Genomic DNA, 23,176 nt, shown 5'->3' with positions numbered 1-23,176 from the left:
GATGTAAACAAAAAATATGAACTTGGCTCGTGTTGATCTGAACCTGCTAGTGTATCTGGATGTGCTTCTGCGTGAAAGAAGTGTCACTAAAGCGGCTGAGCAACTGGGCATAACCCAGCCAGCGATGAGTAACGGGTTGAAAAGACTCAGGAGTTTGTTTAATGACCCTCTGCTGGTAAGAACCAGTGAAGGCATGTCTCCAACAGAGAGGGCTCTTGCCCTGAAACCCCAGATTGCAGACGCTTTGAAACTTTTGGAGCAGGCTCTTCTGCCCAGGGATGCCTTTAATCCTGGAGAGAGTTCCAGGGTGTTTCGTGTTATGGCCAGTGATTATTCAGAATCCACTGTCATTCCCATGGTGCTGAAAAAGCTCAGAGCTGAGGCTCCGGGGATTACTCTCGATATTCTCACGCCCAGCGATGTGACCTTTCATGATGTGGAGCATGGTCGTGTTGATATGGCCATTAACCGTTTCAGTCATATGCCGCAATCTTTTCACCAGTCATTGATCTGGGAGGACTCTTTTTCCTGTGTCCTGAGTCGCGACAATCCGGTTATTGGTAATTTCACCCTTGATAGTTATCTTTCCGCGCAGCATATATGGGCAAGTAAGACAGGTATGGGTGTCGGGGTGGGTATTGACCCAAAAGATGTTCAGCAACTCGGATGGGTTGATGAGGCGTTGTCGGCTATTGGTCACAAACGTGACATCAGGGTCCTGACGAGACATTACCAGGTAGCCATGCTGCTCTCATCCCAAAATGACCTTATTGCGACTCTGCCCAGTAAGTTGGCTGAATTGCACCGCCATGAAGATGAGCTGGTGGTTTTGCCGCCGCCGTTTGAGATTCCCCCAATCCAGCTTCGTATGGCATGGAGTCCGTTGTTGCATCACGACGCCGGGCATAACTGGCTACGGCAGGTCATCAAAGCTACTACACAACAAACCAAGCCGGGTGACGACCCTGTTTGATAACAAATGATAATTTATGTGAAATAAGTGGTCTATCTATCTAGAAAGTTGTGTTAACTAGTGTTAATCTCTGATTGCCTTTGAGCGATGGCGGGTAGCTAAGTGCTTTGCCTGTCGAAGTCCTGATAATACCCAAACGAGACCCACCGGAAGGTAAGATAAAATGAACTGGTTAACACAACTGAGCACAGAGCACACGCTTTACCCTGTGGCTGATGAATGTATTGAAAATATATCAGAAAGTTACTACCTGATCATCGCTGAGCAAAAGCAGGAATCACATCCGGACGATTGAGTTTCAGAATCCAGAAAAGCCGCCGTTGTGCGGCTTTTCTGTGCATAAGCTTTGTTAATAATTGCTATTTATTGAAAAAATATCATATATAACTGAGTTGAATTGGTCATCACCTGTCGGTTCAAACAGAATAGTGCCAGACTTGAGCTGTCGGATTTTTTGGTGAAAATCAGGCGGTCCATCTCAACATTGGCATTGTCCCCCACCTTATTTCGGTGAGGGTTCCCTGTTGGTCACCTGACAGGTTTCTGTTACATGGTTCGCTGCTCAGGGTGTAATCTTGGTTACTGCGTAAAACTCTCCCAGAGGGAGCTTTTATTGGGCTAATCAAGTTTGCTTCCAGGGTCTCAAACCAACTCTGCAGACTTAACATCCCGTGAGCCCCACGGCAGGTCTGACAGAAGCAGAAAAAATAGTTCACAGGCTTGCTCTTCGCAAGCCCCGCTTACATCTCCACCTGGTTCGGTGGTGGTCTTACGCGAATTGAAGATAAAAGCGTGTAGAAGGAAGGCATATGGCTGATCGTATTCAGATCGGAGGTTTGCAGATAGCAGCCCCTATCCACAATCTCTTGGTTGAAGCTATTGAGGGCACTGGAGTGACTCCAGAGGTCTTCTGGTCAGGTTTTGAGGGTGTCCTGGATGAGTGCGTCCTTGAGAACAGGTCTCTGTTGCAGAGGCGGGAGGCTCTGCAAAATCAAATTGATCAGTGGCATAAAGAGCATAAACAGCAGCCCCATGATCCTTCTGCCTATAAACAGTTTCTGTTGGAAATCGGTTACCTGCAATCTGAGGGCGAAGGCTTTAAGATTACGACGGAAAATGTTGATACAGAAATTTCCTCCCAGGCGGGACCTCAGCTGGTTGTACCAGTGATGAATGCCCGTTTTGCCCTTAACGCAGCGAACGCTCGTTGGGGAAGTCTTTATGATGCTTTGTATGGTACTGACGCTATTCCTGAAAGTGATGGTGCTGAGCGTGGTAAGGGCTATAACCCTGTGCGTGGACAGAAAGTCATCGCTTTTGGTAAGGCATTGCTTAATCAGGCGGCGCCTCTGGCTAAAGGAAGTCATTCCAGGGTGGCTGGTTATGCTATCAAGGAAGGAGAATTGGCTCTCTCTTTGGAAGACGGCAGCGTCACGGCGCTGGCCCAACCTGAAAAGTTTGTTGGGTATACAGGCAGTGAAAAAGCGCCTGACAGTGTTCTGATCAAAAATAATGGCCTTCATATTGAGATTCAAATTGACCGTCAATCTCCTATAGGAAAGGCTGATGCGGCCGGAGTGAAGGATCTGGTGGTAGAGGCAGCTCTGACAACTATTATGGACTGTGAAGATTCTGTGGCTGCCGTCGACGCTGAAGATAAAGCGTTGGTTTATCGAAACTGGCTCGGATTAATGAAGGCAGACCTGCAGGACACATTCATTAAAGGTGATAAAACCTTAACCCGTCAGCTGGTTGCTGATCGTAACTATACATCCCCCGCAGGTGAAGCGTTTTCTCTGCATGGCCGGAGTCTGATGTTTGTTCGAAATGTCGGGCATCTGATGACTACTGATGCCATTCTGGATCGTCAGGGAAATGAAATTCCAGAAGGCATTATGGATGGAATGTTTACTTCGCTGATTGCCATGCATGACCTGAAAAAACAGGACGGCATGAGAAACTCCCGTACCGGCAGTGTTTATATTGTTAAGCCAAAAATGCACGGGCCAGAAGAGGTAGACTTTACTAATAAGCTGTTTGGCAAGATTGAAGATGTTCTGGGTCTTGAGAAAAATACCCTGAAGGTTGGCATAATGGACGAAGAGCGTCGTACTTCTGTCAATCTCAAAGCCTGTATCCGGGCGGCCAGAGATCGCGTTGTCTTCATTAATACAGGTTTCCTTGATCGTACTGGAGATGAAATACACACCAGCATGGAAGCTGGTCCGATGATTCCAAAAGGCGAAATGAAACAGTCCGCCTGGATCAATGCTTACGAGGACCAGAATGTTGAGGTAGGACTTGACTGTGGTTTGGCCGGTCGTGCTCAGATTGGTAAAGGTATGTGGGCTATGCCGGATGAGATGGCCAAGATGCTGGCGACTAAAATCGGGCATCCCCAGTCAGGAGCGAATACCGCCTGGGTGCCTTCACCTAATGCCGCGACACTGCACTCTACTCATTATCATTCCGTAAATGTTCTTGAAGTTCAGGAATCTATAGCTGAGCGTCAAAGAGCGAGTCTGGATGATCTTCTGACTATTCCTTTGCTGCACGACAGGGCTTCTCTGACTGAAGATGTGATTCAGCAAGAGCTGGACAACAATGCTCAAGGTATTCTCGGTTATGTTGTTCGATGGGTGGATCAAGGTGTGGGTTGTTCAAAAGTTCCTGACATCCACAATGTTGGCTTGATGGAGGATCGCGCAACGCTGCGTATCTCCAGTCAGCATATGGCCAACTGGATGAGGCATGGTGTCTGTTCTGAGGAGCAGGTGATGGATGCCATGAAGCGTATGGCAAAGGTGGTTGATGAGCAGAATGCCGGGGATCCTGAATACCGACCTATGGCTCCCGATTATGATGCCAGTGTTGCTTTTAAAGCAGCGTGCGAGCTGGTCCTGAAAGGTTGTCAGCAGCCTAATGGATATACCGAACCGGTACTGCATGCAAGAAGGCGTGAATTTAAAGCCACTGCAAAATGAAATAACTGAATGGTAATGAATAAAGCCCTCAATTGAGGGCTTTGTTGTCTTGAAGCGATTTGCTCGCTTCGCTATCGTCAGGTTAGATCGCTCTAGCTTGAGAAGCGGCGTTGCCCACATAATTCGCGGGTGTCAGCTTCTTAAGTTCAGCTTTTACCCCGGCAGGCATGTTCAGGTTGTCAATAAAGGCCTCCAGAGTCGCCTGGGTGATGCCTTCCTGACCACGAGTCAGAGCCTTGAGCTTTTCGTAAGGCTGCTCAATACCGTATCGGCGCATAACTGTCTGGATGGGCTCCGCCAGAACTTCCCAGGCATTATCCAGGTCTTCATTCAGGCGTTCGGCATTGATCTGTAGCTTGCTGATACCTTTCAGAGTCGATGCATAAGCAATCAGGCTGTAACCCAGACCCGCTCCCAGGTTGCGCAGAACGGTTGAGTCTGTCAGGTCGCGCTGCCATCGGGAAACAGGCAATTTCATAGCCAGATGCTGCATAACGGCATTAGCAATACCGAGGTTGCCTTCGGAGTTTTCAAAGTCAATCGGATTAACTTTGTGAGGCATGGTGGAAGAGCCTACTTCGCCGGCCACAGTTTTCTGTTTAAAGTATCCCTGGGAGATATAGCCCCAAATATCACGATCAAAATCGATCAAGACAGTGTTGAAACGGCAAATGGCATCAAATAGTTCAGCGATGTAGTCGTGAGGTTCAATCTGGGTGGTGTAGGGGTTCCATTCCAGACCCAGACTGGTGACAAACTTTTCAGCATGTTGCTGCCAGTCAATTTCAGGGTAAGCGGACAGGTGAGCATTGTAGTTACCAACGGCACCGTTGATTTTGCCTAGTGGAGTAATTCGGTTGATTTGCTGAACCTGACGGCGCAGACGGTAAGCAACGTTTGCCATCTCTTTGCCCAGCGTGGTAGGGGAGGCTGTTTGTCCGTGAGTACGGGACAGCATTGACTGATCGCTGTGCTGATGAGCAAGACTTTCGATTTCCTTGATGATCTGATGCATGGGCGGAAGTACCGCCTGTTCAATGCCAGTCTTCAACATCAGCCCGTGAGACAGGTTGTTAATGTCCTCGGAAGTACAGGCAAAGTGAACAAACTCACTGATAGTAGCCAGCTCACCGTTATCCTGTATTTTTTCCTTGATCAAGTACTCAACGGCCTTGACATCATGGTTCGTGGTGCGCTCAATTTCCTTGACGCGCTGGGCATCCTCAAGGGAAAAGTTGTCGACCAGCCGGTCTAAGAGGACGTTAGCACCCTTGGATAGTTCAGGAACTTCGATGATTTCGGGGTGGCTGGCCAGTGCCTGTAACCATTTAACTTCAACGGTCACTCGAAAGCGGATCAGACCATACTCACTGAAAATGCTTCTCAGGCTTTGGGTCTTGTCCCCATAGCGACCGTCGACGGGGGAAACAGCAGTCAGTGCAGACAGCTCCATGTTTAACATGCCTTATGCTCATAGAAAGGGCGCATCATACCGGAAAAAGGCTTTGGATGCAGGGTGGATGATTTGGTTTAAAGCTGATTCAAGCCGTTCAATAACTTTTTTCGGCTAAGTAATAACTGCCAGCGGCTGCCACCTGTCTGGCGCCAGAGAATGGCAGCCCGTATCCCGGCAAACAAAATGGCGCGTATCTTGTCAGCATTGCCCTGATTCTGAAGATGTTGGAGGTCGCCTGAAACTTGCACTCTTGTCTTAAAGGTGCTGATGGTGTCGAGGTAAATACCGGCAAGGCTGGCAATAACATTTTCATGGAGGATGCCAAAGTGGTCGGCCTGTTCCCTGCAGCGTTGCAGGCGCTGGGAGATCTCATTCAGCATGTCACGATTTCGGGAAAGTTTGCGTTCCAGATGTATCAGGGTCAGGGCATAACGAACGGTGTCGGCCTGGATCGCGTCGGCCTGACGTTGCAGGACATCTTTCAGTATTTTTCTGCCAGTGAGCAGGCTGTCGTAACCATTGAAGACATCCTCAACGCGATCAGGAGAGATGACAAACAGGCTGCCAATCAGTGGTTCGAGTGGCCCTTCACTGATTTGCCCGCTCTTGGCCAGACGTTCTACAAGGCCAGCAGCCTGAAAAATCGCTGAGAGGGCAGCTGCCTGTTCCTTTGCTGTGTATTGCACCTGAGTTTCTCTACCTTACTTATGCTTTCTCTTTTCGGAAGGTTGTCTGCTCCCGGTTGTGGAGAGTTGAGCGAACTGATTGATGTCTTATTGAATCTGAGCCTCACTCAGAGAGTGATGTCTGGTTTCAATAACTCCACCGCCCAGACAAATATCATTCTGGTAGAAAACAACAGACTGCCCCGGAGTGGCCGCCCTCTGAGGTTCGTCAAAGACCACAAGATATCTCCCGTCTGGTGTTCGCTCAAGGCGGCAGGCCTGATCCTGTTGTCGATAGCGGATCTTGGCGGTCAGGCTGGCTGGCATTTCCGGCGCTGAGCCGGAGATCCAGAATATTTCAGAAGCGGTCAGGGCTTCAGAGAACAGCAAGGGGTGACTATTGCCCTGAGCAACGATCAGTTGATTGTTCTCAAGATCTTTCTCAACAACATACCAGGGCGATTCTGAAGCGCCTTTCAGTCCACCAATACCAAGACCCTGCCTTTGGCCGATGGTATGGTACATCAAGCCTGAATGCTCGCCAATAACTGTGCCCTGATCGGTCGCAATGTCGCCAGGCTGGGCCGGAAGATACTGCTTCAGGAAATCACGAAAACGGCGCTCACCAATAAAGCAGATACCTGTGCTGTCTTTCTTGTTGTGGGTGATCAAATCGTGTTCTTCTGCTATGCGCCGAACTTCGGGCTTTGCTATTTCACCCACTGGGAACAAAGTTCTGGCCAGTTGTTCGGTTCCGACCTGATGCAGGAAGTAGCTCTGGTCTTTATTGGGGTCAAGACCCTTTTTGAGGCAAGCCCGGTCATTAATGTTGTCTCTGCGGGCGTAGTGGCCCATGGCGATACAGTCAGCTTCCAGTGTCAGGGCATAATCCAGAAAAGCCTCGAACTTGATTTCCTTATTGCAGAGAATGTCGGGGTTGGGGGTGCGTCCGGCCTTGTATTCCTGCAAGAAATGCTCAAAGACATTATCCCAGTATTCAGCAGCAAAATTGGCTTTATGGAGTTTAATACCAATTTTGTCGCAAACGGCCTGAGCATCTTCCAGATCGGTCATGGCAGTGCAGTATTCAGTGCCATCATCTTCCTCCCAGTTTTTCATGAACAAACCTTCTACCTGGTAACCCTGCTGTTTGAGCAGAAGTGCAGATACCGAGGAATCAACACCTCCGGACATACCCACGATTACACGGGTGTCTTGAGGGTTTTCGTCAGAAAAAGTGGCACAAGAGTCTATCATAGTTACTGTATGGCTGAATCGGGAAGCAGGGCATTGTACCTGTCTGGCTAATTCAGTTCTATAGAGTATTTCGATATGCAAACAGAAGATTGTGTAGCAAAACTACATTTATTCCTTACGCACATTGGTATATCTTATAGGCGATAACGTCAAAAGCGTTACGGGGCTGTGCAAATAAAGTGATAAATAGTGGTCGTCAAACTCCACTTAAACCCCTCCGCAGAGGCACCACAGCCAGTTGTTTTTTGGAGATAACATGACAACAGATACAACCAGAATTATTTACACTATTACTGACGAAGCTCCCGCCTTAGCCACCTATTCACTGCTCCCTATTCTCAAGGCTTTTACCCGAGCCGCAGACGTAGCCGTTGAAACCAAGGATATTTCACTGGCTGGTCGAATCATAGCTAATTTCCCTGAGAGGTTGAGTGCAGCACAAAAGCAAAGTGATGCTCTGTCTGAGTTGGGTATGCTAGCTAAGACGCCTCAGGCAAACATCATCAAGTTGCCTAACATCAGTGCTTCTATCCCGCAACTGACAGATGCGATCAAAGAGCTACAAGAACACGGTTATGACATTCCTGATTTTCCTGTAGAACCCGGGAATCCTGAAGAAGAAGTCATCAAGGCTCGTTATGCCAAAGTGCTTGGTAGTGCGGTAAACCCGGTTCTTCGAGAGGGTAACTCTGATCGCCGTGTTGCGGCTCCCGTAAAAGAGTTTGCGAAGAAGCATCCTCACTCTATGGGTGTCTGGACTGCAGATTCCAAATCTCACGTTGCTCATATGCACAGCGGTGACTTCTACTCCAGTGAGCAGTCAGCAGTCATGCCCGAGGCTACGGATGTAAGAATCGAGTTTGTTGGCAGCGATGGATCTGTTTCGGTGCTAAAACCGAGTACGAGCTTGTTGGCCGGTGAAGTTATTGATAGCGCTGTCATGAATGTGAAAGCTTTGAGGGCATTCTACGAAGCTTCTGCTCAGGAAGCTAAAGAGCAGAATGTTCTGCTCTCCCTGCACCTGAAAGCAACAATGATGAAGGTTTCTGACCCGATCATGTTTGGTCATGCTGTCACAGTCTTCTTTGAAGACGTGTTTGAGAAACACGCTTCTCTATTTTCAGATCTGGGCGTCGATCCGGACAATGGTCTGGGTGACGTTTATGCTAAGATTGCCAAACTGCCTGCTGAGCAGAAGGATGAAGTAAAGGCGGATATTCAGGCCGTATACAAGACTCGCCCTGAGCTGGCGATGGTGGACTCCGATAAGGGTATTACCAACCTGCATGTACCGAACGATGTCATTATCGATGCATCTATGCCTGCCGCTTTGCGTTCCTCGGGCCAAATGTGGGGGCCTGACGGAAAGCTGCATGACACCAAAGCCATGATTCCTGATCGTTGCTATGCAGCTGTTTATCAGGAAGTCATCGATTTTTGTAAGGAGAACGGTGCATTCGATGTCACTACTATGGGTAATGTTTCCAACGTAGGTCTGATGGCTCAGAAAGCTGAAGAGTATGGTTCTCATGACAAAACCTTCAAGGCTCCTGCAAACGGCATTATCCGTGTTGTAGAAGAGTCTGGCAGTACTGTGTTTGAGCACAATGTTGAAGAGGGTGACATCTGGAGAATGTGTCAGACCAAGGACGCGCCAATTCGCGATTGGGTCAAGCTGGCCGTTAACCGTGCCCGGGCAACAGGTGCTCTGACTCTTTTCTGGCTGGACGAAAATCGTGCCCACGATGCCAACCTGATTGCCAAGGTCAACGAATACCTGAAGTTCCACAATACCGAGGGTCTGGATATCCGTATTCTTTCTCCGGTGGACGCTTGCCGTCTGAGTATGGAAACGATTCGGGCAGGTAAAGATGCCATTTCCGTGACCGGAAACGTTCTGCGTGATTACCTGACTGACCTGTTCCCGATTCTGGAGCTGGGTACCAGTGCTAAAATGCTCTCTATTGTCCCTCTGCTGGCTGGCGGAGGTCTGTTCGAAACTGGTGCTGGTGGTTCAGCTCCCAAGCACGTTCAACAGTTTGTTAAAGAGAATCATTTACGTTGGGATTCTCTGGGTGAATTTCTGGCTATCGCTGTATCGCTTGAAGATATTGCCGTTAAGACTGGGAATGCCAGGGCCCAGATTCTGGCTGACACATTGAACGCTGCTATTGGCCAATATCTGGATGCTAACAAGTCTCCTTCCCGAAGGGTGAAAGAGCTGGACAACCGTGGTAGTCATTTCTATCTGGCTCAGTTCTGGGCAGAAGCTCTGGCGGCTCAGCAAGTAGACCAGGAACTCAGCAGCAAGTTTTCCGGTCTGGCAAAGGAGCTGGTCGAGAAAGAAGGTCAGATTGTCTCGGAACTGGCAGATTGTCAGGGGGGGGCTGTTGATCTGGGTGGCTATTATGAGCCCACTCCAGCTAAAGCCACTGAAGCTATGCGTCCAAGCACTACCTTTAATGCGGCAATTGATGGCATGATTTAATTTCCGGGCATTTTTACCCATCAAGAATGGCTGCAGGCTTGTTCTGTGGTCATTTTCTTGCTTGTCAGATCAAATGATTATTTTTCTGATTCTTTTGCTATTTTATTTCGGTTGTCAGTCGATGGTATCCATGAAATCAATAGCTTTTGAAGTGACGAGTGATGTAAATTGTTTTTCTTTGCTCTCAGCGTGTTTAGAATGGTATTCAGGGTGTAGTGCTTTTGACGTTTTTCGTCATCGACACCTGGTTACAGGCAGTCCAGAGCCTGGTTAATTCAGCTGTAAATTCACCTGGAAGCGAGTGCAATGCAGCAGATAGCAGTTCATCAATACATGAGTAACTTTGAGTGGCTTCGTCTAAGCTTAGAGAATGAAGGGATAGAGCAGGAAGGCGATCATGATATCGCTCTGGCACCAGCTAAAGCCAGAGTCAAACCGCCCGCTATGTATCAGGTTCTGCTCTTGAATGATGATTTTACACCGATGGATTTTGTGGTTGAGGTCCTGGAGAAGTTTTTCAGCATGAGTAGTGAACAGGCAACACAAATCATGCTGATGGTTCATACGCAAGGCAAGGCTGTATGTGGATTGTTCAGCAAAGATGTTGCTGAAACCAAAGCCCAGCAAGTCAACGAGTACTCCAGAGAATTCCAGCATCCCCTGTTGTGCAAAACAATTAAGGCCGATTAGTGTTCTCAGGGTAATATCATATGCTCAATAAAGACCTCGAACTGACTCTTAACAGTGCTTTCCGTGATGTAAGAAGCAAGCGACATGAATTCATGACCGTGGAACATCTGCTTCTGGCACTGCTTGATAATGAATCCGCTTCCCGAGTACTTCTAGCTTGTGGTGTAGAAACCGAAAAGCTGCGCAGGGAACTGATTGATTTTGTTGATTCAACAACCCCTTTAATACCTGCCAACGATACCGAGCGAGAGACCCAACCCACTCTCGGGTTTCAGAGAGTTCTGCAACGCGCTGTATTTCATGTGCAAAGCTCAGGAAAAAAAGAAGTCACCGGTGCTAATGTTCTGGTTGCAATCTTCAGTGAGCAAGAAAGTCAGGCCGTTTATTTTCTGAAGCAGCAGGACGTTGCCCGCATAGATGTCGTCAACTATATCGCTCACGGAATTTCCAAAATGCCGGGCAATGAGTTGGAAGAGTTGGGTGGAGAGCTTATGGAGGAAAGCACTGACTCTGAGGCAGCCGGTCAAGACCCCCTTAAAAATTATGCCACTAACCTGAACGAACAGGCCCGTATAGGTAAGATTGATCCACTGGTAGGTCGGGCAGAAGAGGTTGAGCGGGTATCCCAGATATTGACGCGACGTCGTAAGAATAATCCTCTGCTGGTGGGTGAGGCCGGTGTTGGGAAAACAGCCGTTGCTGAAGGTCTGGCAAAAAGAATAGTGGACGGAGAAGTACCTGAAGTACTCTCCAAAGCGGTTGTGTATTCTCTGGATCTTGGTTCGTTGCTGGCTGGAACCAAATACCGTGGTGATTTTGAGAAGCGATTCAAAAAGTTGCTCAGCGAACTTAAAAAGCTCGATAACGCCATTCTCTTCATTGATGAGATTCACACTATTATTGGTGCCGGTGCTGCATCCGGTGGTGTTATGGATGCTTCTAATCTTTTAAAGCCACTGCTGACTTCTGGTGATCTTCGTTGCATAGGTTCAACGACCTTTCAAGAGTTTCGTGGTATTTTCGAAAAAGATCGTGCCCTGGCTCGTCGTTTCCAGAAAGTGGATATCAGTGAACCGAGTGTTGACGATACCATTGATATTCTTCGTGGTCTCAAGAGTCGCTTTGAAGAGCATCACACCATTGAATATAAGGATGATGCCCTGAAAGCTGCAGCAGAGTTAGCTAATCGCTATATCAACGATCGTCATATGCCTGACAAAGCGATTGACGTTATTGATGAGGCTGGTGCTTATCAGCGTCTTTTACCAGAGAATGAGCGCAAGAAGATCATTGAGGTGGGCGACGTTGAAAGTATTGTCGCCAAGATTGCCCGGATTCCACCTAAGTCTGTTTCTTCTTCTGATAAAGAGTTACTTTCCAAGCTTGAGAGGAATCTCAAAATGGTGGTCTTCGGCCAGGACGAAGCCATTGTTTCTCTTTCAACTGCGATTAAATTGTCGCGTGCTGGTTTGAAGGCGCCTGACAAGCCGGTGGGTGCTTTCCTGTTCTCTGGGCCAACAGGTGTCGGCAAAACGGAAGTTTGTCGTCAGTTAGCCAAGTCCATGGGGGTTGAGCTGGTCCGTTTTGACATGTCCGAGTACATGGAAGCTCATACAGTTTCCAGGCTGATAGGTGCACCTCCTGGCTATGTCGGTTATGACCAGGGAGGACTTTTGACAGAAGCGATCAACAAGACACCCCATTGTGTCTTGTTGCTGGACGAAATTGAGAAAGGGCATCCGGATGTATTTAACCTGCTTTTGCAGGTGATGGATCACGGCACTCTGACAGACAACAATGGTCGTAAAGCTGACTTTAGAAATGTTATTCTGATCATGACGACCAATGCTGGTGCTGAAAGCATGACGCGTACTTCTATTGGTTTCACTGAGCAGGATCATACGACAGACGGTATGGAAGCCATTAAGAAAACCTTTACACCGGAATTCAGGAACCGTCTTGACTCCATCATTCCCTTTGACTCATTGACCGAGGATACTATCAAGCATGTTGTCGATAAGTTCCTTACAGAGCTTCAGGCGCAGCTGGATGAGAGAATGGTTCAGATTGACGTTGATGATAAGGCACGAGAGTGGCTGGCAGAGAAAGGTTATGATCGGATGATGGGGGCTCGTCCTATGGGGCGTGTTATTCAGGAGCATCTCAAGAAGCCCCTGGCGGAACAGATCCTTTTTGGCAAGCTGTCTGAGAGTGGTGGCTTTGTCCGCGTGACGGTCAAGAAAGGAGGGCTGTTCCTGAAATTCGAACCTGCCAAAAGCCTGACTTCGGATCTTGAAGTTGTGGATGGTGAGCAGGGCTGAAAAAAAGCCAGGAGAGGGACAGGGGCAAGAGGCCCCTGTCAGCGGGAACGGTATGTGATACGGCCTTTGGTCAGGTCATAAGGAGTCAGTTCAACTTTGACTTTATCACCTGTCAGAATGCGGATGTAGTTTTTACGCATTTTGCCTGAAATATGTGCGGTCACAACGTGACCGTTCTCCAGTTCTACACGGAACATAGTATTAGGCAGGGTGTCAATGACAGTGCCTTCCATTTCAAGACTTTCTTCTTTCGCCATATAAAGTTTGACCTCAGGAATAGAGCGTTAGCTGAATAAATCTGGCAGGCATTCTGCCTGAAAACCAGCTTTAAAGCAAAGTGAACCGGCCTTTATCCATATAAAAACATTCTCTGTCATCACTTTCGATCCCCATCAAATCCTGATTGACCAGATAATACGGTGAATTAACTGGGAGTTAATGTCGCTGTAGCTGATTAACCCTGTCTGAATAATCAGTTACAGTATATATCAGGACGACTACCTCAAAGTAACCCAGCGGTTGTTAACATAGACTTCCAGAGGACGGTATTGAATTTTGTAACTCATTTTTTTGCAGTCCTTGATCCAATAGCCCAGGTGAAGGTGCTTGAGCCCCAGTTTTTTGGCTTCCTCTATCTGCCAGAGAATGCAGTAACTGCCCAGACTTCTGGTTTTGCTGACTTCAGGGTCATAAAAGGTATAAATTGCAGAGAGTCCATTTGACAGCTCGTCGGTGACTGCAACAGCCACGAGTTTTTCGTCCAGCCAGAATTTGTAGTAGCAACAGAATTCAGGGCAACCTACCAAAAAGGATTGGAATTGCTCCATTGAGGGAGGGTACATATCGCCATCGCGATGCTGTATGGAGATGTATTTTTTGTAAAGCTGATAGGTTTCTTCATCGTATTCAGCTTCGGATCGGGTGACCAGGATATCCCGATTTTTTTTTAATAGCTTTCTGTGCTTGCGTCTGGGTTCGAAACTCTTGGCAACCACTCTGGCCGGAATGCAAGCGTTGCAGCCCTGACAGTGAGGTCTGTATACGTGTCGACCGCTTCTTCGAAATCCAATGTCGGCCAAATGCCGATAAAGAGCTGGATCCAAGTCTTTGTCGGGATCCATAAATAATGTTATAGCCTGCTTATCCTCCAGGTAGCTGCAGTTGTGTGGCTGGGTTGCGTAAAATTTAAGATCTTTAAGTGCGCTCATCAGCTTCGGCCGTCCATTGCCCTGTCTAATTCCAGTGTGCACTGGTTGCAGGCGTTCGGCAACCGTCTTTCAATGCCTTGAGAAATGCATCCCGGCTTATCATTCTCGCGCCCAGTGACTCCAGGTGGGGGCTGTGTATCTGGCAATCGATCAGATGGAAGTTTCTATTCAGCAACTCTTTGCACAACATAATCATTGCAAGTTTTGAAGTATTGGTTTCGAAACTGAACATGGATTCTCCAAAGAATACTTTGTCAATCGTGACGCCATAAAGCCCGCCCACCAGCTTATCGCCTGACCAGACTTCCACCGAATGAGCCAGACCCTCTTTAAAAAGGGCAGTATAGGCTTCTTTCATTTCTTTGATGATCCATGTGCCATCCTGATTTTTCCGGGGCGACGAGCAGGCAGTCATGACTTCACTGAAGGCTTCATCAAAACTCACTCTATAAGAGTGCTTTTTTAGAAAACGCTTCATGGAGCGGCTTATGTGCAGATACTCTGGATAAAGCACCATTCTTGGGTTAGGAGACCACCAGAGAATGGGTTCGCCTTCGTTGAACCAGGGGAAGATGCCCCTCTTGTATGCGTCAGTCAGTGTTTCAGGGGCAAGGTTGCCACCCATAGCCAATAGGCCATCAGGGTAATCCAGAGCCTCATGAGCAGCAGGAAATTGAGGTCTATCGGGATCTAGTAAAGGAATGGTTTTGCGCATTATCTGGGCAGCCGGGTTAAAAAATAGATCAGGTTTTCGGTTTTACTGTTAGTGAATACGGCAATCTCGGTTTTTGATTAGTGTATTCACTAATGGGCGTTCGTTCTCGCAGGGGCTATTTTCATAGACTCTTTCCCCCCCCATCAACAGGAGATAGCTGTGACCCAGCTTGTTGAATTATCCCCTCAACCTATTTGGCGACACTTTCAGGCACTTTGCAAGATTCCCCGCCCCTCCAGGCATGAAGATGCTGTGCGTGCCTACGTAAAGGAGTTTGGCGAGAATCTTGGTCTGGATACCCTGATAGACGAAGTCGGCAACGTGATCATTCGCAAGCCAGCTACTCCGGGTATGGAAAACCGCCGTGGCGTTGTTCTCCAGAGTCACCTGGACATGGTGCCTCAAAAAAACGCAGATACAGAACATGATTTTACTAAAGATCCTATCAGGGCGTACGTTGATGGCGATTGGGTTACTGCGGAAGGAACCACTCTGGGAGCCGATAATGGTATTGGTGTTGCAGCGGCTATGGCGGTGCTTGAGTCGACGGATATTCCCCATGGTCCTGTTGAAGCTCTGTTTACCATTGATGAAGAGATTGGGATGACCGGAGCTCACGGTCTTAAGCCTGGTTTGCTGAAGGGTGAGATCATGCTGAACATGGACTCTGAAGATGAAGGAGAGCTCTATGTTGGCTGTGCTGGTGGTGTCGATGTTTGTGTTCGGTTCCCCCATTCACCGGATGAAAAGGTCCATATTCCGGCGGTTGGAAATTTCTGGAACTACCTGATTAAAACACTGGAGGCCATACCAGAAGCCTGATTGACCAATAATGCTGTCAGAATGAGCAAATAAACTGGCAGCATTGCAAAAAATTGTGTAAATTGCGCTTTCCTAGGGGAAGTAAGTGTAATAAACTTGCCTCCGTCTAAAGTCAGTCTGCTTTTGCCAGCCATTGAATGAAGAACAATTGATCTCATTATCAAATATCCCCCATACATGTGTGGATGCCCTGCGCTGGCAAGGGCAGCTTCCTGTTGTCATCACTTCAAACTCTTTTCGGAGGTAGGTAATTAATATGGGTACCCTGAGCGCGGGAGGCCGTTTCTTTAAAAATGAAGAACTGGACGTTATTGAGCAACAGCGCCTGCAAGCTCTCCTTGATATCACTGATCAGCACGATAAAGAAGTGACTCAGCTGAAGTCACGGCTTGATGCGGCTGAGCAGAAGGCTGAAAAGCTGAACAAGCAGGTCAAGAGCGCTGATAACGAGCTGAAAACGCTGCGAGCCAGCAATCCTGATCGTATGAAGAAACAGATCAAACGTCTGCAGGAGCAGAACCGGACTCTGACGACAGAGAACGGGACACTGAAAACCAAGCAGAAGCAGCTCACTCAGCAGCTCAATGCCAGTAAGCAGGAGCTGGAGCAACTTCAGGCTGAAAAGGTTGATCAGGAAGAAAGCGAAGAGAGCTTGTAAAAGGCTCTTGTAGTGTGCAGCAGGCTGTGCAGCGTATGGATATGAGGCTCAAGCCATCAGGCAGTTATGTCTTGAAAAGATATATACTGTATAGCCCTTGCTGATTAGCACGTTTATTCATCCAGTTGCCATTTCCTGGTAAAGGAGGTTCGATCAAAGCCCAAAATTCATTTATCCTTTCGTGGGGTCTGTATAAACTCTGTCTGTACCATCAGAGTGCTTTCTTGCCGTGCCTGTCAGGTAGGGTAATAAGCCACCAGGAGGATAATATATGAGTAACTGGTCGTTGTGTCAGTATGAAGGCGTTGATCACCTTGAGAAGTCCTATACCTTCAAAAAGTATTCGAAGTCTCTCTGTTTTCTTAATGCGGTGGCGGGACTGGCGGAGTCCTACGTACATCACCCAAGAATGATTATTGAATGGGGCAAGGTAACGGTTGCCTGGGGGACTCATGAGTCTGAACAAGGGTCAGGAGTCATGGCCAGAGATCGTCATCTCACTCAGGAAACGGATCGATTGTTCGAGCTATTACAGGTCAAACAGGTGTCGGACGATATCCAGCTATGATTATCTCTGCGTTGGCTGATTGAACCAGAACATGGGTGTGTTTTATAACCGTCAGAGAAAATTTTTATCTAAGGCATACCTGGTAGCGATCAAGCAAGAATAAAAACTTGCCAGGGTGGTGATCGAATTTGCAACAGAATGTTGGTCTGCTTCAATGCAATCAAACAACAACGAAGCCGTCAGTTGTCATGAAACACCCTCAGGGTTAATGTAGGGCTACAGAGTAGTTATTTGATGACTATCAGCCATGAAAGTCCTTGAGGGTATTCTAAAAAACAATGAATGAGGATTTCATTAATACCTATCTAAATGAACTTCAACAGGAAGAGGTCGGCCGGTGTTGTAAATGCAAAAGGATTTCTCTGCGCTTTGCCAAGGTCGTTGCTCAACGGAGTCACGCTGATAAGGCTCATAAGAACAAGTAGAACTTTGGCGGGCTGCGATAGACGATTTTACTATTTTTGTGTTCGCCTGCAGTCAAGGGATCGTTTTTTTAGACACTCTTTCCATCCTCGCTCACCCGTGCCTGGCATACTGAAATAATGAGCCTTTCGTACTTACCAACTTGCAAGATAATCCCAAATACTTCTTACGCAGTTCCGAGATTTTTTTTGATTGCTTTATAGTAATCCCACTGTTTAATGCATTAATTTATAGAAAAATATAACATCCCGGGCTTCAAAACTGAGCACTGCCTGCCATTGTTCAGCAAGGTGCTGAAAGGTTTCTATTGAGTAAAAACAGACATGGGTAGGATCATTCTTGTAATGCCATCTGCAAAAGGCTTCCTGATCTATCACCATTTTGGTCATGAATGCCAGTGTCCCGCCGGGTCTGATCATACTCCAGAGTTTCGGCAACCATACATCCGGTTGATGAATGTGTTCTATGACTTCAGTGACTGTGATAAAATCGTACGTTTTTTCCAGAGCGCTTTGATCCGAATGGAAAAAGGGGTCATACAGAGCCATAGGCCAACCAGCTTCAGCCATCATCAAAGAAAGTGTGGGGCCAGGCCCGCAGCCAAAGTCCAGTCCCTGTGCATCCAAAGATATCCTGCCTTTCAACGGCTCTGTCACCCTTGAAAGAAATTTTCGATATCCCGGCTCAAAGGCATTGTTTGTATGAAGCTCATATTCTGAGCGTTCCAGCTCAGGCGTTGGCCAGCTTTTTTTATCAGCAAAAACCAGTGAGCAGTCAGAACATCTGAAATAATCTCTTCTTTTATCGCTGGCAAAGTCTCTGGATAAGGCACTGCACAGGGGACATTGACTGTTTTCAGTGGTTGAAAGTGACATTATTAATCACTTTCATGACGGTATTCAGCGAATTTGGATATAGGCACCCAGCCCGTCTGTTTCTGTTGGTTTTCTACCCAGGCCCAAGCGTTAATCTCACGCATGATTCTCAAATTTTCACCCGCTTTCACACTGAGTTTCCTGGCGCTAAAGTCCTCTAATGCAATCCCGTGTTTCTGGTTCAAACGTCTTATCAGAGGCAGGGGAGTCCAGCCTTCTTTGCCCGATCCAGTTGTGACCCAGATCCATCCGGGAAACTCATCATCACTTTTACCTAATATCAGACTGTCACCTTCACTGAAAGTCACTGGGTCCGGGTAGCAGGCCTGATAATCTTCTATAACCTTGACTGTTTTCATAACTCAGCTTTTAGTAGACAACTCTTTCATACCCTCTTCCAGACCCTTCACCGTCAGAGGGAACATTCTGCCCTCCAGCTGTTCATGGATGATCTTTGTAGAATGGGTGAAAAACCAGCTGTCTTTATTGATGGGGTTCAACCAGATAGCATTATCAAAATGATCCAGAACACGCTGCATCCAGGTGTGCCCCGGTTCTTCATTCCAGTGTTCAACGCTTCCGCCCGGTGAGGTGATTTCATAAGGTGACATCTGGGCATCTCCAACAAAAATCACTTTGTAGTCTTTACCAAAGCGATGAACGATGTCCCAGGTTTCGGTTTTTTCACTTTGTCGTCGGACGTTGTTTTTCCAGACCCATTCATAGAGATAGTTATGGAAGTAGAAAAACTCCATATGCTTGAATTCAGAGCGTGCACAGGAAAAGAGTGCTTCACAGTCTTTGACGTGAGCATCCATGGAGCCACCGATATCCATAAAAAGCAGTACTTTCGCTGAATTACGCCTTTGCGGAACCATTTTTATGTCCAGCAACCCTTTATTGGCTGTGGATCGAATGGTGTCATCGAGATCCAGCTGATCCGGAACCCCCTGTCGTGCGAATTTTCTGAGTCTGCGCAGGGCCATTTTCATATTGCGACTGCCCAGTCTTTCATTGTCATCCAGGTTCTGGAATTCCCGTTTATCCCAGACTTTGGTGGCGCTCCGGTTTCTGCTCTCGTGTTGGCCAATACGAACCCCCATTGGATTGTTACCATAGGCACCAAAAGGGGATGTGCCGCCAGTGCCAAGCCATTTATTCCCCCCGGCATGACGTTCTTTTTGCTCCTGCAGACGCTGCTTCAGTGTCTCCATCAATTCTTCAAGGCTGCCGAGTGCCTTGAGCTTTTCCCGCTCTTCTTCGCTGAGCTGATTGATGAATTCTTTTCTGAGCCAATCTTCCGGTATAGTGGCTTCAAGCAGATCTTCAACGCTCTCAATGCCGTCAAAAAAAGCTTTGCAGGCTTTATCGAAGCGGTCGTAGTGACGTTCATCCTTGACCAGTATGGCTCTGGATAGTTGGTAAAATGCTTCGTTATCCGCGAAGACTACATGAGCCTGCATAGCCCTGAGCAAGTCAAGGTACTCCCGGGTACTGGCCGGGACACCAAAGGCGCGAACCGTATCGAAAAAGTTAGTCAGCATCGGTTCACCTTATCGACGAGTCATGAAGGCGAGCCGTTCCAGTAAATGAATATCCTGTTCGTTTTTAACCAGGGCTCCGTAGAGTGGCGGTATAGCACTGCGAGCATCGCTGTTTCTTAGCACATCGACTGGTATGTCGTCAGAGTTCAATAGCTTGAGCCAGTCTATCAGCTCAGAGGTAGAAGGCTTTTTCTTCAGGCCGGGGATATCCCTTAATTCAAAGAACATCTGCAAAGCTTCGGAAACCAGCCCCTGCTTCAGGGTGGGAAAGTGAACATCGACAATCTGCTTCATGGTCGCCGGATCAGGGAAACGGATGTAGTGGAAGAAACAGCGTCTGAGAAAGGCATCGGGCAGTTCTTTTTCATTGTTACTGGTGATGATCACGATGGGCCGCTGTCGAGCCTTAACCATTTTCCGGGTCTCGTAAACAAAGAACTCCATCTTATCCAGTTCCTGAAGCAAATCGTTGGGGAACTCGATATCAGCCTTGTCGATTTCATCAATCAGCAGAACCACCTGTTCATCGGCTTCAAAGGCTTCCCACAATTTACCTTTGACGATGTAATTGCCGATATCGTGTACTTTTTCATCGCCCAGCTGAGAGTCGCGCAATCTTGAAACAGCATCGTACTCATACAATCCCTGTTGGGCCTTGGTGGTGGATTTGATGTTCCACTGCAAAAGTCGTTTGCCCAGGGATTCTGCTACTTCTTCTGCAAGCATGGTTTTTCCGGTTCCGGGTTCGCCCTTGATCAGAAGAGGGCGTTGCAAGGCAATGGCCGCGTTCACAGCAGTTTTCAGTTCGCTGGTTGCAATATAATTGTCGGTAGAATCGAATTTCATGATCACAATCGGATTTGTTGGCGTTAGAGTTCTGTCAGCACTCTAACGAGGTTTGTAGCTGCTGTGAATACTTATTTGATATTTTGTCCGATCAACGATGACTATCTTTCCATGATCTCTGTGACTTTTACAGAGGCTACGACAGATTTAGGACATTGTTGATTTTTTCTGTCAGACTGTCCGCTGAATTGATTCTACTTTTCAGGCTAAGGAGTGACTAAATGGGTTTTGAGATTACAGCCATTGCATTGGTAGTCCTGATCGCTGTGCTGATAGGTACTGGTGTCAGAATGGTTCCACAGGGCTTTCATTTCACCGTAGAACGTTTTGGTAAGTACACCCGAACACTGTCTCCCGGCCTGCATGTCATAGTGCCTGTTGTTGACAGGATTGGTAAAAAAATCAATATGATGGAGCAGGTTCTTGATATACCTTCACAGGAAATTATCTCCTCCGATAATGCCCAAGTAACGACAGATGCCGTTTGTTTTTACCAGGTTCAGGATGCTGTTCGTGCGTCCTATGAAGTCAATGAACTCTATCGGGCTATGCAGAATCTGGTGATGACAAACATTCGTGCGGTTCTCGGTTCCATGGAGCTGGATGAGATGTTGTCCAACCGTGACCGTATTAACAACATGCTGCTCCTCAAAGTGGATGAAGCTACCAGTCCATGGGGAGTGAAAGTGACTCGCATCGAGATTCGGGACATAGCTCCTCCTAATGATCTGGTGGAGTCCATGGCCCGTCAAATGAAAGCGGAGCGGGAGAAAAGGGCTCAGATACTTGAAGCGGAGGGTAGCCGGGAAGCGGCTATCAAAGTAGCAGAAGGTGAAAAACAGGCTCAAATTCTGCAGGCAGAAGGTGAGCTGGAAGCAGCCAAGAGAGAAGCTGAGGCCAGGGAAAGACTGGCAGAGGCAGAAGCGCGGGCGACTGAAGTTGTTTCTCAGGCTATTGCTAATGGAGATGCCCGGGCTATCAATTATTTTGTTGCGCAAAAATACGTGGATGCCTTGCAATCTGTTGCGGCGGCGGAAAACAGCAAGACCATCATGATGCCACTGGAAGCAGGCAATGTGATTGGCTCGCTGGCGGGTATTAAAGAACTCTTCGATGGCTTGAAGAAAACACCCTGACAGGATCTGGTATATCAATGGACTTTCTCAATACTTTGCAACCCTGGCATTGGTTGATTGTTGCGTTCCTGTGCCTGGGTCTGGAAGCTCTTGGGGCAGGAGGCTTCCTTCTTGGCAGTGCTGCAGCGGCTCTCCTACTGGCAGCGTTGGTGTGGCTGCTGCCTGAGACCAGTTGGGCCTGGCAACTGGTGTGGTTTGCATTGAGCAGCCTGATCTTTACGGTGGCTTACTGGAAATTTTTCCGTCGGGTGAATGAAAAAAGTGATTACCCTCAGTTAAATCAGCGTTCTGCTCAATTGATCGGCCGGGTGCTGGTTCTGGAAAATGACCTGCCCGGTGGGCAGGGAAAGATCAGGGTTGGTGATACCCTCTGGTCCGTCAAAGCGCCCGGAGACCTTGAGAAAGGCTGCTCAGTCATCGTCACTGGTGCAGATGGGATGGTACTTCTGATTGACAGACATAACTGACCATGGAGAACAAACTGTGGGGCCGATAAAAACAAGCCTGCACTTTATCACTCAGAATCTGATGAAGTTGAGTTGGCTGGCACTGCTTGTTGTTTTGCTGCTGTTGTTTTTTGGCAGCTGGTTGTTAATGTGGCTGTCCGGAGAACAGGAACTGACTTCTCCGGAGATCTGGTTTTATTATTTTGTGGCCACGGCAACCACGGTGGGTTATGGCGATTTCACCCCAGAAACAGCGGGCGGAAAAATGACTGCTTCACTTTTGGTAATGCCGGGCGGTTTGGTGATTTTTGCCGGCTTTCTCGGCAAACTGTCTTCATTTTTTGTCGAGTTATGGAGAAAAGGCATGAAGGGGAAAGGCGATTATTCAGCATTGGCCGGGCATATAGTGATTTTGGGCTGGCATCCTGAAAGGACAGCCAGAATGATCGAACTGATTTTCGGTGATATCCGCAGAGAAGATCGTAAGGTAGTGCTCTGTGCCACAGAAGAGATGGACAACCCTTTTCCTGATCAGGTTTTGTTTATTCAGGGCAAGAGTCTGAGTGATTATGAACTGCTTAGCAGGGCCGGAGTGACTTCTGCCGACCGGGTCATCATTTACCGCTCCAACGATGACAAAACACTGACCAGTTGCCTGACCGTAACAGCAATGACGAAAACCGCTCATATTGTGGCCTGGTTTGAGCATGAACATATGGTCAAACTGCTCAAGTCCCATTGTCCGCAAGTGGAGTGTCATACCAGTATTTCCATGGAGATGCTGGTGCGATCGGCTCAGGACCCTGGTTCTTCTCGAATCCAGGGGCAGCTTCTGTCAACGTTGATTGGCCCCACACAATACAGCGTTAAAGTCCCTGAAGATTTTGAGGGAGTAAGGTTCAATCGATTGCTGGAATTTATGAAAAAACAGCATGAAGCTATTGTTCTGGGAGTCGCTGAGACGGCCACCGGTGATGATCTGGTTCTCAACCCCAATGGTGATCAGCGAGTAAAAGCAGGTCAACTGGTTTACTACATGTCGGCACAGAGAATTCGCTCCGGAGAAATTCGCTGGAGCGATATTAAGGAGTAATAAGGCAT

General features: G+C 47.8%; 22 protein-coding genes. 12 read left to right on the top strand and 10 right to left on the bottom strand.

The genetic code is table 11. The annotated features are described in order from the left end of the window. Positions 1 to 16: 16 nt before the first annotated feature. The 3 genes from ACO6V5_RS07315 (at position 17) to ACO6V5_RS07305 (ending at position 3,957) form a co-directional block, all read left to right on the top strand. Positions 17 to 973 carry a LysR family transcriptional regulator gene (locus ACO6V5_RS07315; RefSeq protein ID WP_422133683.1) on the top strand — a complete coding sequence of 319 codons (957 nt, stop codon included), beginning with the start codon at positions 17 to 19 and terminating at the stop codon, positions 971 to 973. Between the two features lie 163 nt (positions 974 to 1,136). Next, a complete protein-coding gene (locus tag ACO6V5_RS07310; protein ID WP_422137921.1) occupies positions 1,137 to 1,268 on the top strand; it encodes a hypothetical protein in 132 nt (43 codons plus the stop codon). Positions 1,269 to 1,782: 514 nt separating this feature from the next. Continuing rightward, on the top strand, positions 1,783 to 3,957 hold the full coding sequence (locus ACO6V5_RS07305) for a malate synthase G (protein WP_422133685.1): 2,175 nt from the start codon (positions 1,783 to 1,785) through the stop codon (positions 3,955 to 3,957). Between the two features lie 82 nt (positions 3,958 to 4,039). On the opposite strand, the gene purB is transcribed toward ACO6V5_RS07305, so the two are convergent. The 3 genes from purB to mnmA all read right to left on the bottom strand — a co-directional run bounded on the left by purB (position 4,040) and on the right by mnmA (position 7,335). After that, positions 4,040 to 5,410, bottom strand: a complete 1,371-nt coding sequence (gene purB / locus ACO6V5_RS07300) for an adenylosuccinate lyase (RefSeq protein ID WP_422137106.1) — start codon at positions 5,408 to 5,410, stop codon at positions 4,040 to 4,042. Positions 5,411 to 5,487: 77 nt separating this feature from the next. Continuing rightward, positions 5,488 to 6,099 (bottom strand): high frequency lysogenization protein HflD, encoded by a 612-nt coding sequence (gene hflD, locus ACO6V5_RS07295; protein ID WP_422133686.1) that lies wholly within the window; start codon positions 6,097 to 6,099, stop codon positions 5,488 to 5,490. Positions 6,100 to 6,186: 87 nt separating this feature from the next. Further along, entirely contained in the window at positions 6,187 to 7,335 is a 1,149-nt protein-coding gene (mnmA, locus tag ACO6V5_RS07290; protein WP_422408946.1) for a tRNA 2-thiouridine(34) synthase MnmA, read from the bottom strand. Positions 7,336 to 7,591: 256 nt separating this feature from the next. Between mnmA and ACO6V5_RS07285 the strand changes: the two genes are divergently transcribed. From ACO6V5_RS07285 to clpA, 3 genes are all read left to right on the top strand, one after another. Then, entirely contained in the window at positions 7,592 to 9,823 is a 2,232-nt protein-coding gene (locus ACO6V5_RS07285) for an NADP-dependent isocitrate dehydrogenase (RefSeq protein WP_422408944.1), read from the top strand. 306 nt (positions 9,824 to 10,129) lie between these two features. Further along, complete coding sequence (gene clpS, locus ACO6V5_RS07280) at positions 10,130 to 10,513, top strand: ATP-dependent Clp protease adapter ClpS (protein ID WP_422133689.1); 384 nt, start codon at positions 10,130 to 10,132, stop codon at positions 10,511 to 10,513. Positions 10,514 to 10,533: 20 nt separating this feature from the next. Beyond that, on the top strand, positions 10,534 to 12,834 hold the full coding sequence (gene clpA, locus ACO6V5_RS07275; protein WP_422133690.1) for an ATP-dependent Clp protease ATP-binding subunit ClpA: 2,301 nt from the start codon (positions 10,534 to 10,536) through the stop codon (positions 12,832 to 12,834). A gap of 38 nt (positions 12,835 to 12,872) precedes the next feature. On the opposite strand, the gene infA is transcribed toward clpA, so the two are convergent. The 3 genes from infA to aat form a co-directional block, all read right to left on the bottom strand. Further along, positions 12,873 to 13,091, bottom strand: coding sequence for a translation initiation factor IF-1 (gene infA / locus ACO6V5_RS07270; protein WP_252180026.1), 219 nt, complete (start codon positions 13,089 to 13,091; stop codon positions 12,873 to 12,875). Between the two features lie 240 nt (positions 13,092 to 13,331). Beyond that, positions 13,332 to 14,042 (bottom strand): arginyltransferase, encoded by a 711-nt coding sequence (locus tag ACO6V5_RS07265; protein ID WP_422133691.1) that lies wholly within the window; start codon positions 14,040 to 14,042, stop codon positions 13,332 to 13,334. 25 nt (positions 14,043 to 14,067) lie between these two features. Beyond that, positions 14,068 to 14,757 (bottom strand): leucyl/phenylalanyl-tRNA--protein transferase, encoded by a 690-nt coding sequence (gene aat, locus ACO6V5_RS07260; RefSeq protein WP_422133692.1) that lies wholly within the window; start codon positions 14,755 to 14,757, stop codon positions 14,068 to 14,070. Between the two features lie 159 nt (positions 14,758 to 14,916). On the opposite strand from aat, the gene ACO6V5_RS07255 reads away from it, so the two are divergent. From ACO6V5_RS07255 to ACO6V5_RS07245, 3 genes are all read left to right on the top strand, one after another. Continuing rightward, positions 14,917 to 15,579 (top strand): M20/M25/M40 family metallo-hydrolase, encoded by a 663-nt coding sequence (locus ACO6V5_RS07255; protein WP_422408940.1) that lies wholly within the window; start codon positions 14,917 to 14,919, stop codon positions 15,577 to 15,579. 256 nt (positions 15,580 to 15,835) lie between these two features. Further along, positions 15,836 to 16,237: a hypothetical protein gene (locus ACO6V5_RS07250; RefSeq protein ID WP_422133694.1), complete on the top strand. Its 402-nt coding sequence runs from the start codon at positions 15,836 to 15,838 to the stop codon at positions 16,235 to 16,237. A 271-nt stretch (positions 16,238 to 16,508) separates the two neighbouring features. After that, positions 16,509 to 16,805: a 4a-hydroxytetrahydrobiopterin dehydratase gene (locus tag ACO6V5_RS07245; RefSeq protein ID WP_422133695.1), complete on the top strand. Its 297-nt coding sequence runs from the start codon at positions 16,509 to 16,511 to the stop codon at positions 16,803 to 16,805. Positions 16,806 to 17,443: 638 nt separating this feature from the next. Here ACO6V5_RS07245 and ACO6V5_RS07240 read toward each other — a convergent pair. Genes ACO6V5_RS07240 through ACO6V5_RS07225 form a run of 4 tightly spaced genes read right to left on the bottom strand, consistent with a single transcriptional unit; the run spans position 17,444 to position 20,493 of the window. After that, positions 17,444 to 18,103 carry a class I SAM-dependent methyltransferase gene (locus ACO6V5_RS07240; RefSeq protein ID WP_422133696.1) on the bottom strand — a complete coding sequence of 220 codons (660 nt, stop codon included), beginning with the start codon at positions 18,101 to 18,103 and terminating at the stop codon, positions 17,444 to 17,446. 2 nt (positions 18,104 to 18,105) lie between these two features. Further along, positions 18,106 to 18,462, bottom strand: a complete 357-nt coding sequence (locus tag ACO6V5_RS07235) for an SH3 domain-containing protein (protein WP_422133697.1) — start codon at positions 18,460 to 18,462, stop codon at positions 18,106 to 18,108. A 3-nt stretch (positions 18,463 to 18,465) separates the two neighbouring features. Continuing rightward, positions 18,466 to 19,647 (bottom strand): vWA domain-containing protein, encoded by a 1,182-nt coding sequence (locus ACO6V5_RS07230; RefSeq protein WP_422133698.1) that lies wholly within the window; start codon positions 19,645 to 19,647, stop codon positions 18,466 to 18,468. 9 nt (positions 19,648 to 19,656) lie between these two features. Further along, positions 19,657 to 20,493: an AAA family ATPase gene (locus ACO6V5_RS07225; RefSeq protein ID WP_422133699.1), complete on the bottom strand. Its 837-nt coding sequence runs from the start codon at positions 20,491 to 20,493 to the stop codon at positions 19,657 to 19,659. A 221-nt stretch (positions 20,494 to 20,714) separates the two neighbouring features. Between ACO6V5_RS07225 and ACO6V5_RS07220 the strand changes: the two genes are divergently transcribed. From ACO6V5_RS07220 to ACO6V5_RS07210, 3 genes are read left to right on the top strand one after another with little or no spacing between them, the layout of a single operon-like run. Then, positions 20,715 to 21,629 carry an SPFH domain-containing protein gene (locus tag ACO6V5_RS07220; RefSeq protein ID WP_422137925.1) on the top strand — a complete coding sequence of 305 codons (915 nt, stop codon included), beginning with the start codon at positions 20,715 to 20,717 and terminating at the stop codon, positions 21,627 to 21,629. Positions 21,630 to 21,646: 17 nt separating this feature from the next. Further along, the gene (locus ACO6V5_RS07215; protein WP_422408936.1) at positions 21,647 to 22,096 is read left to right on the top strand and encodes an NfeD family protein; all 450 of its coding nucleotides are present in this window, start codon (positions 21,647 to 21,649) and stop codon (positions 22,094 to 22,096) included. Then, positions 22,080 to 23,168, top strand: coding sequence for a potassium channel family protein (locus ACO6V5_RS07210; protein WP_422137927.1), 1,089 nt, complete (start codon positions 22,080 to 22,082; stop codon positions 23,166 to 23,168). The genes ACO6V5_RS07215 and ACO6V5_RS07210 overlap by 17 nt, the downstream gene beginning before the upstream one ends. Positions 23,169 to 23,176: the final 8 nt, after the last annotated feature.

Source organism: Endozoicomonas sp. ALD068 (assembly GCF_049310145.1).
GTDB lineage: Bacteria > Pseudomonadota > Gammaproteobacteria > Pseudomonadales > Endozoicomonadaceae > Endozoicomonas_A.
This window is presented reverse-complemented; position numbering and strand designations above follow the sequence as displayed.

Coding starts and splice junctions, on each gene's coding strand:
- ACO6V5_RS07315 (WP_422133683.1), top strand. CDS start 17: ATGAACTTGGCTCGTGTTGATCTGAACCTGCTAGTGTATCTGGATGTG.
- ACO6V5_RS07310 (WP_422137921.1), top strand. CDS start 1,137: ATGAACTGGTTAACACAACTGAGCACAGAGCACACGCTTTACCCTGTG.
- ACO6V5_RS07305 (WP_422133685.1), top strand. CDS start 1,783: ATGGCTGATCGTATTCAGATCGGAGGTTTGCAGATAGCAGCCCCTATC.
- purB (WP_422137106.1), bottom strand. CDS start 5,410: ATGGAGCTGTCTGCACTGACTGCTGTTTCCCCCGTCGACGGTCGCTAT.
- mnmA (WP_422408946.1), bottom strand. CDS start 7,335: ATGATAGACTCTTGTGCCACTTTTTCTGACGAAAACCCTCAAGACACC.
- ACO6V5_RS07285 (WP_422408944.1), top strand. CDS start 7,592: ATGACAACAGATACAACCAGAATTATTTACACTATTACTGACGAAGCT.
- clpS (WP_422133689.1), top strand. CDS start 10,130: ATGCAGCAGATAGCAGTTCATCAATACATGAGTAACTTTGAGTGGCTT.
- clpA (WP_422133690.1), top strand. CDS start 10,534: ATGCTCAATAAAGACCTCGAACTGACTCTTAACAGTGCTTTCCGTGAT.
- infA (WP_252180026.1), bottom strand. CDS start 13,091: ATGGCGAAAGAAGAAAGTCTTGAAATGGAAGGCACTGTCATTGACACC.
- ACO6V5_RS07265 (WP_422133691.1), bottom strand. CDS start 14,042: ATGAGCGCACTTAAAGATCTTAAATTTTACGCAACCCAGCCACACAAC.
- aat (WP_422133692.1), bottom strand. CDS start 14,757: ATGCGCAAAACCATTCCTTTACTAGATCCCGATAGACCTCAATTTCCT.
- ACO6V5_RS07250 (WP_422133694.1), top strand. CDS start 15,836: ATGGGTACCCTGAGCGCGGGAGGCCGTTTCTTTAAAAATGAAGAACTG.
- ACO6V5_RS07245 (WP_422133695.1), top strand. CDS start 16,509: ATGAGTAACTGGTCGTTGTGTCAGTATGAAGGCGTTGATCACCTTGAG.
- ACO6V5_RS07240 (WP_422133696.1), bottom strand. CDS start 18,103: ATGTCACTTTCAACCACTGAAAACAGTCAATGTCCCCTGTGCAGTGCC.
- ACO6V5_RS07235 (WP_422133697.1), bottom strand. CDS start 18,462: ATGAAAACAGTCAAGGTTATAGAAGATTATCAGGCCTGCTACCCGGAC.
- ACO6V5_RS07230 (WP_422133698.1), bottom strand. CDS start 19,647: ATGCTGACTAACTTTTTCGATACGGTTCGCGCCTTTGGTGTCCCGGCC.
- ACO6V5_RS07225 (WP_422133699.1), bottom strand. CDS start 20,493: ATGAAATTCGATTCTACCGACAATTATATTGCAACCAGCGAACTGAAA.
- ACO6V5_RS07220 (WP_422137925.1), top strand. CDS start 20,715: ATGGGTTTTGAGATTACAGCCATTGCATTGGTAGTCCTGATCGCTGTG.
- ACO6V5_RS07215 (WP_422408936.1), top strand. CDS start 21,647: ATGGACTTTCTCAATACTTTGCAACCCTGGCATTGGTTGATTGTTGCG.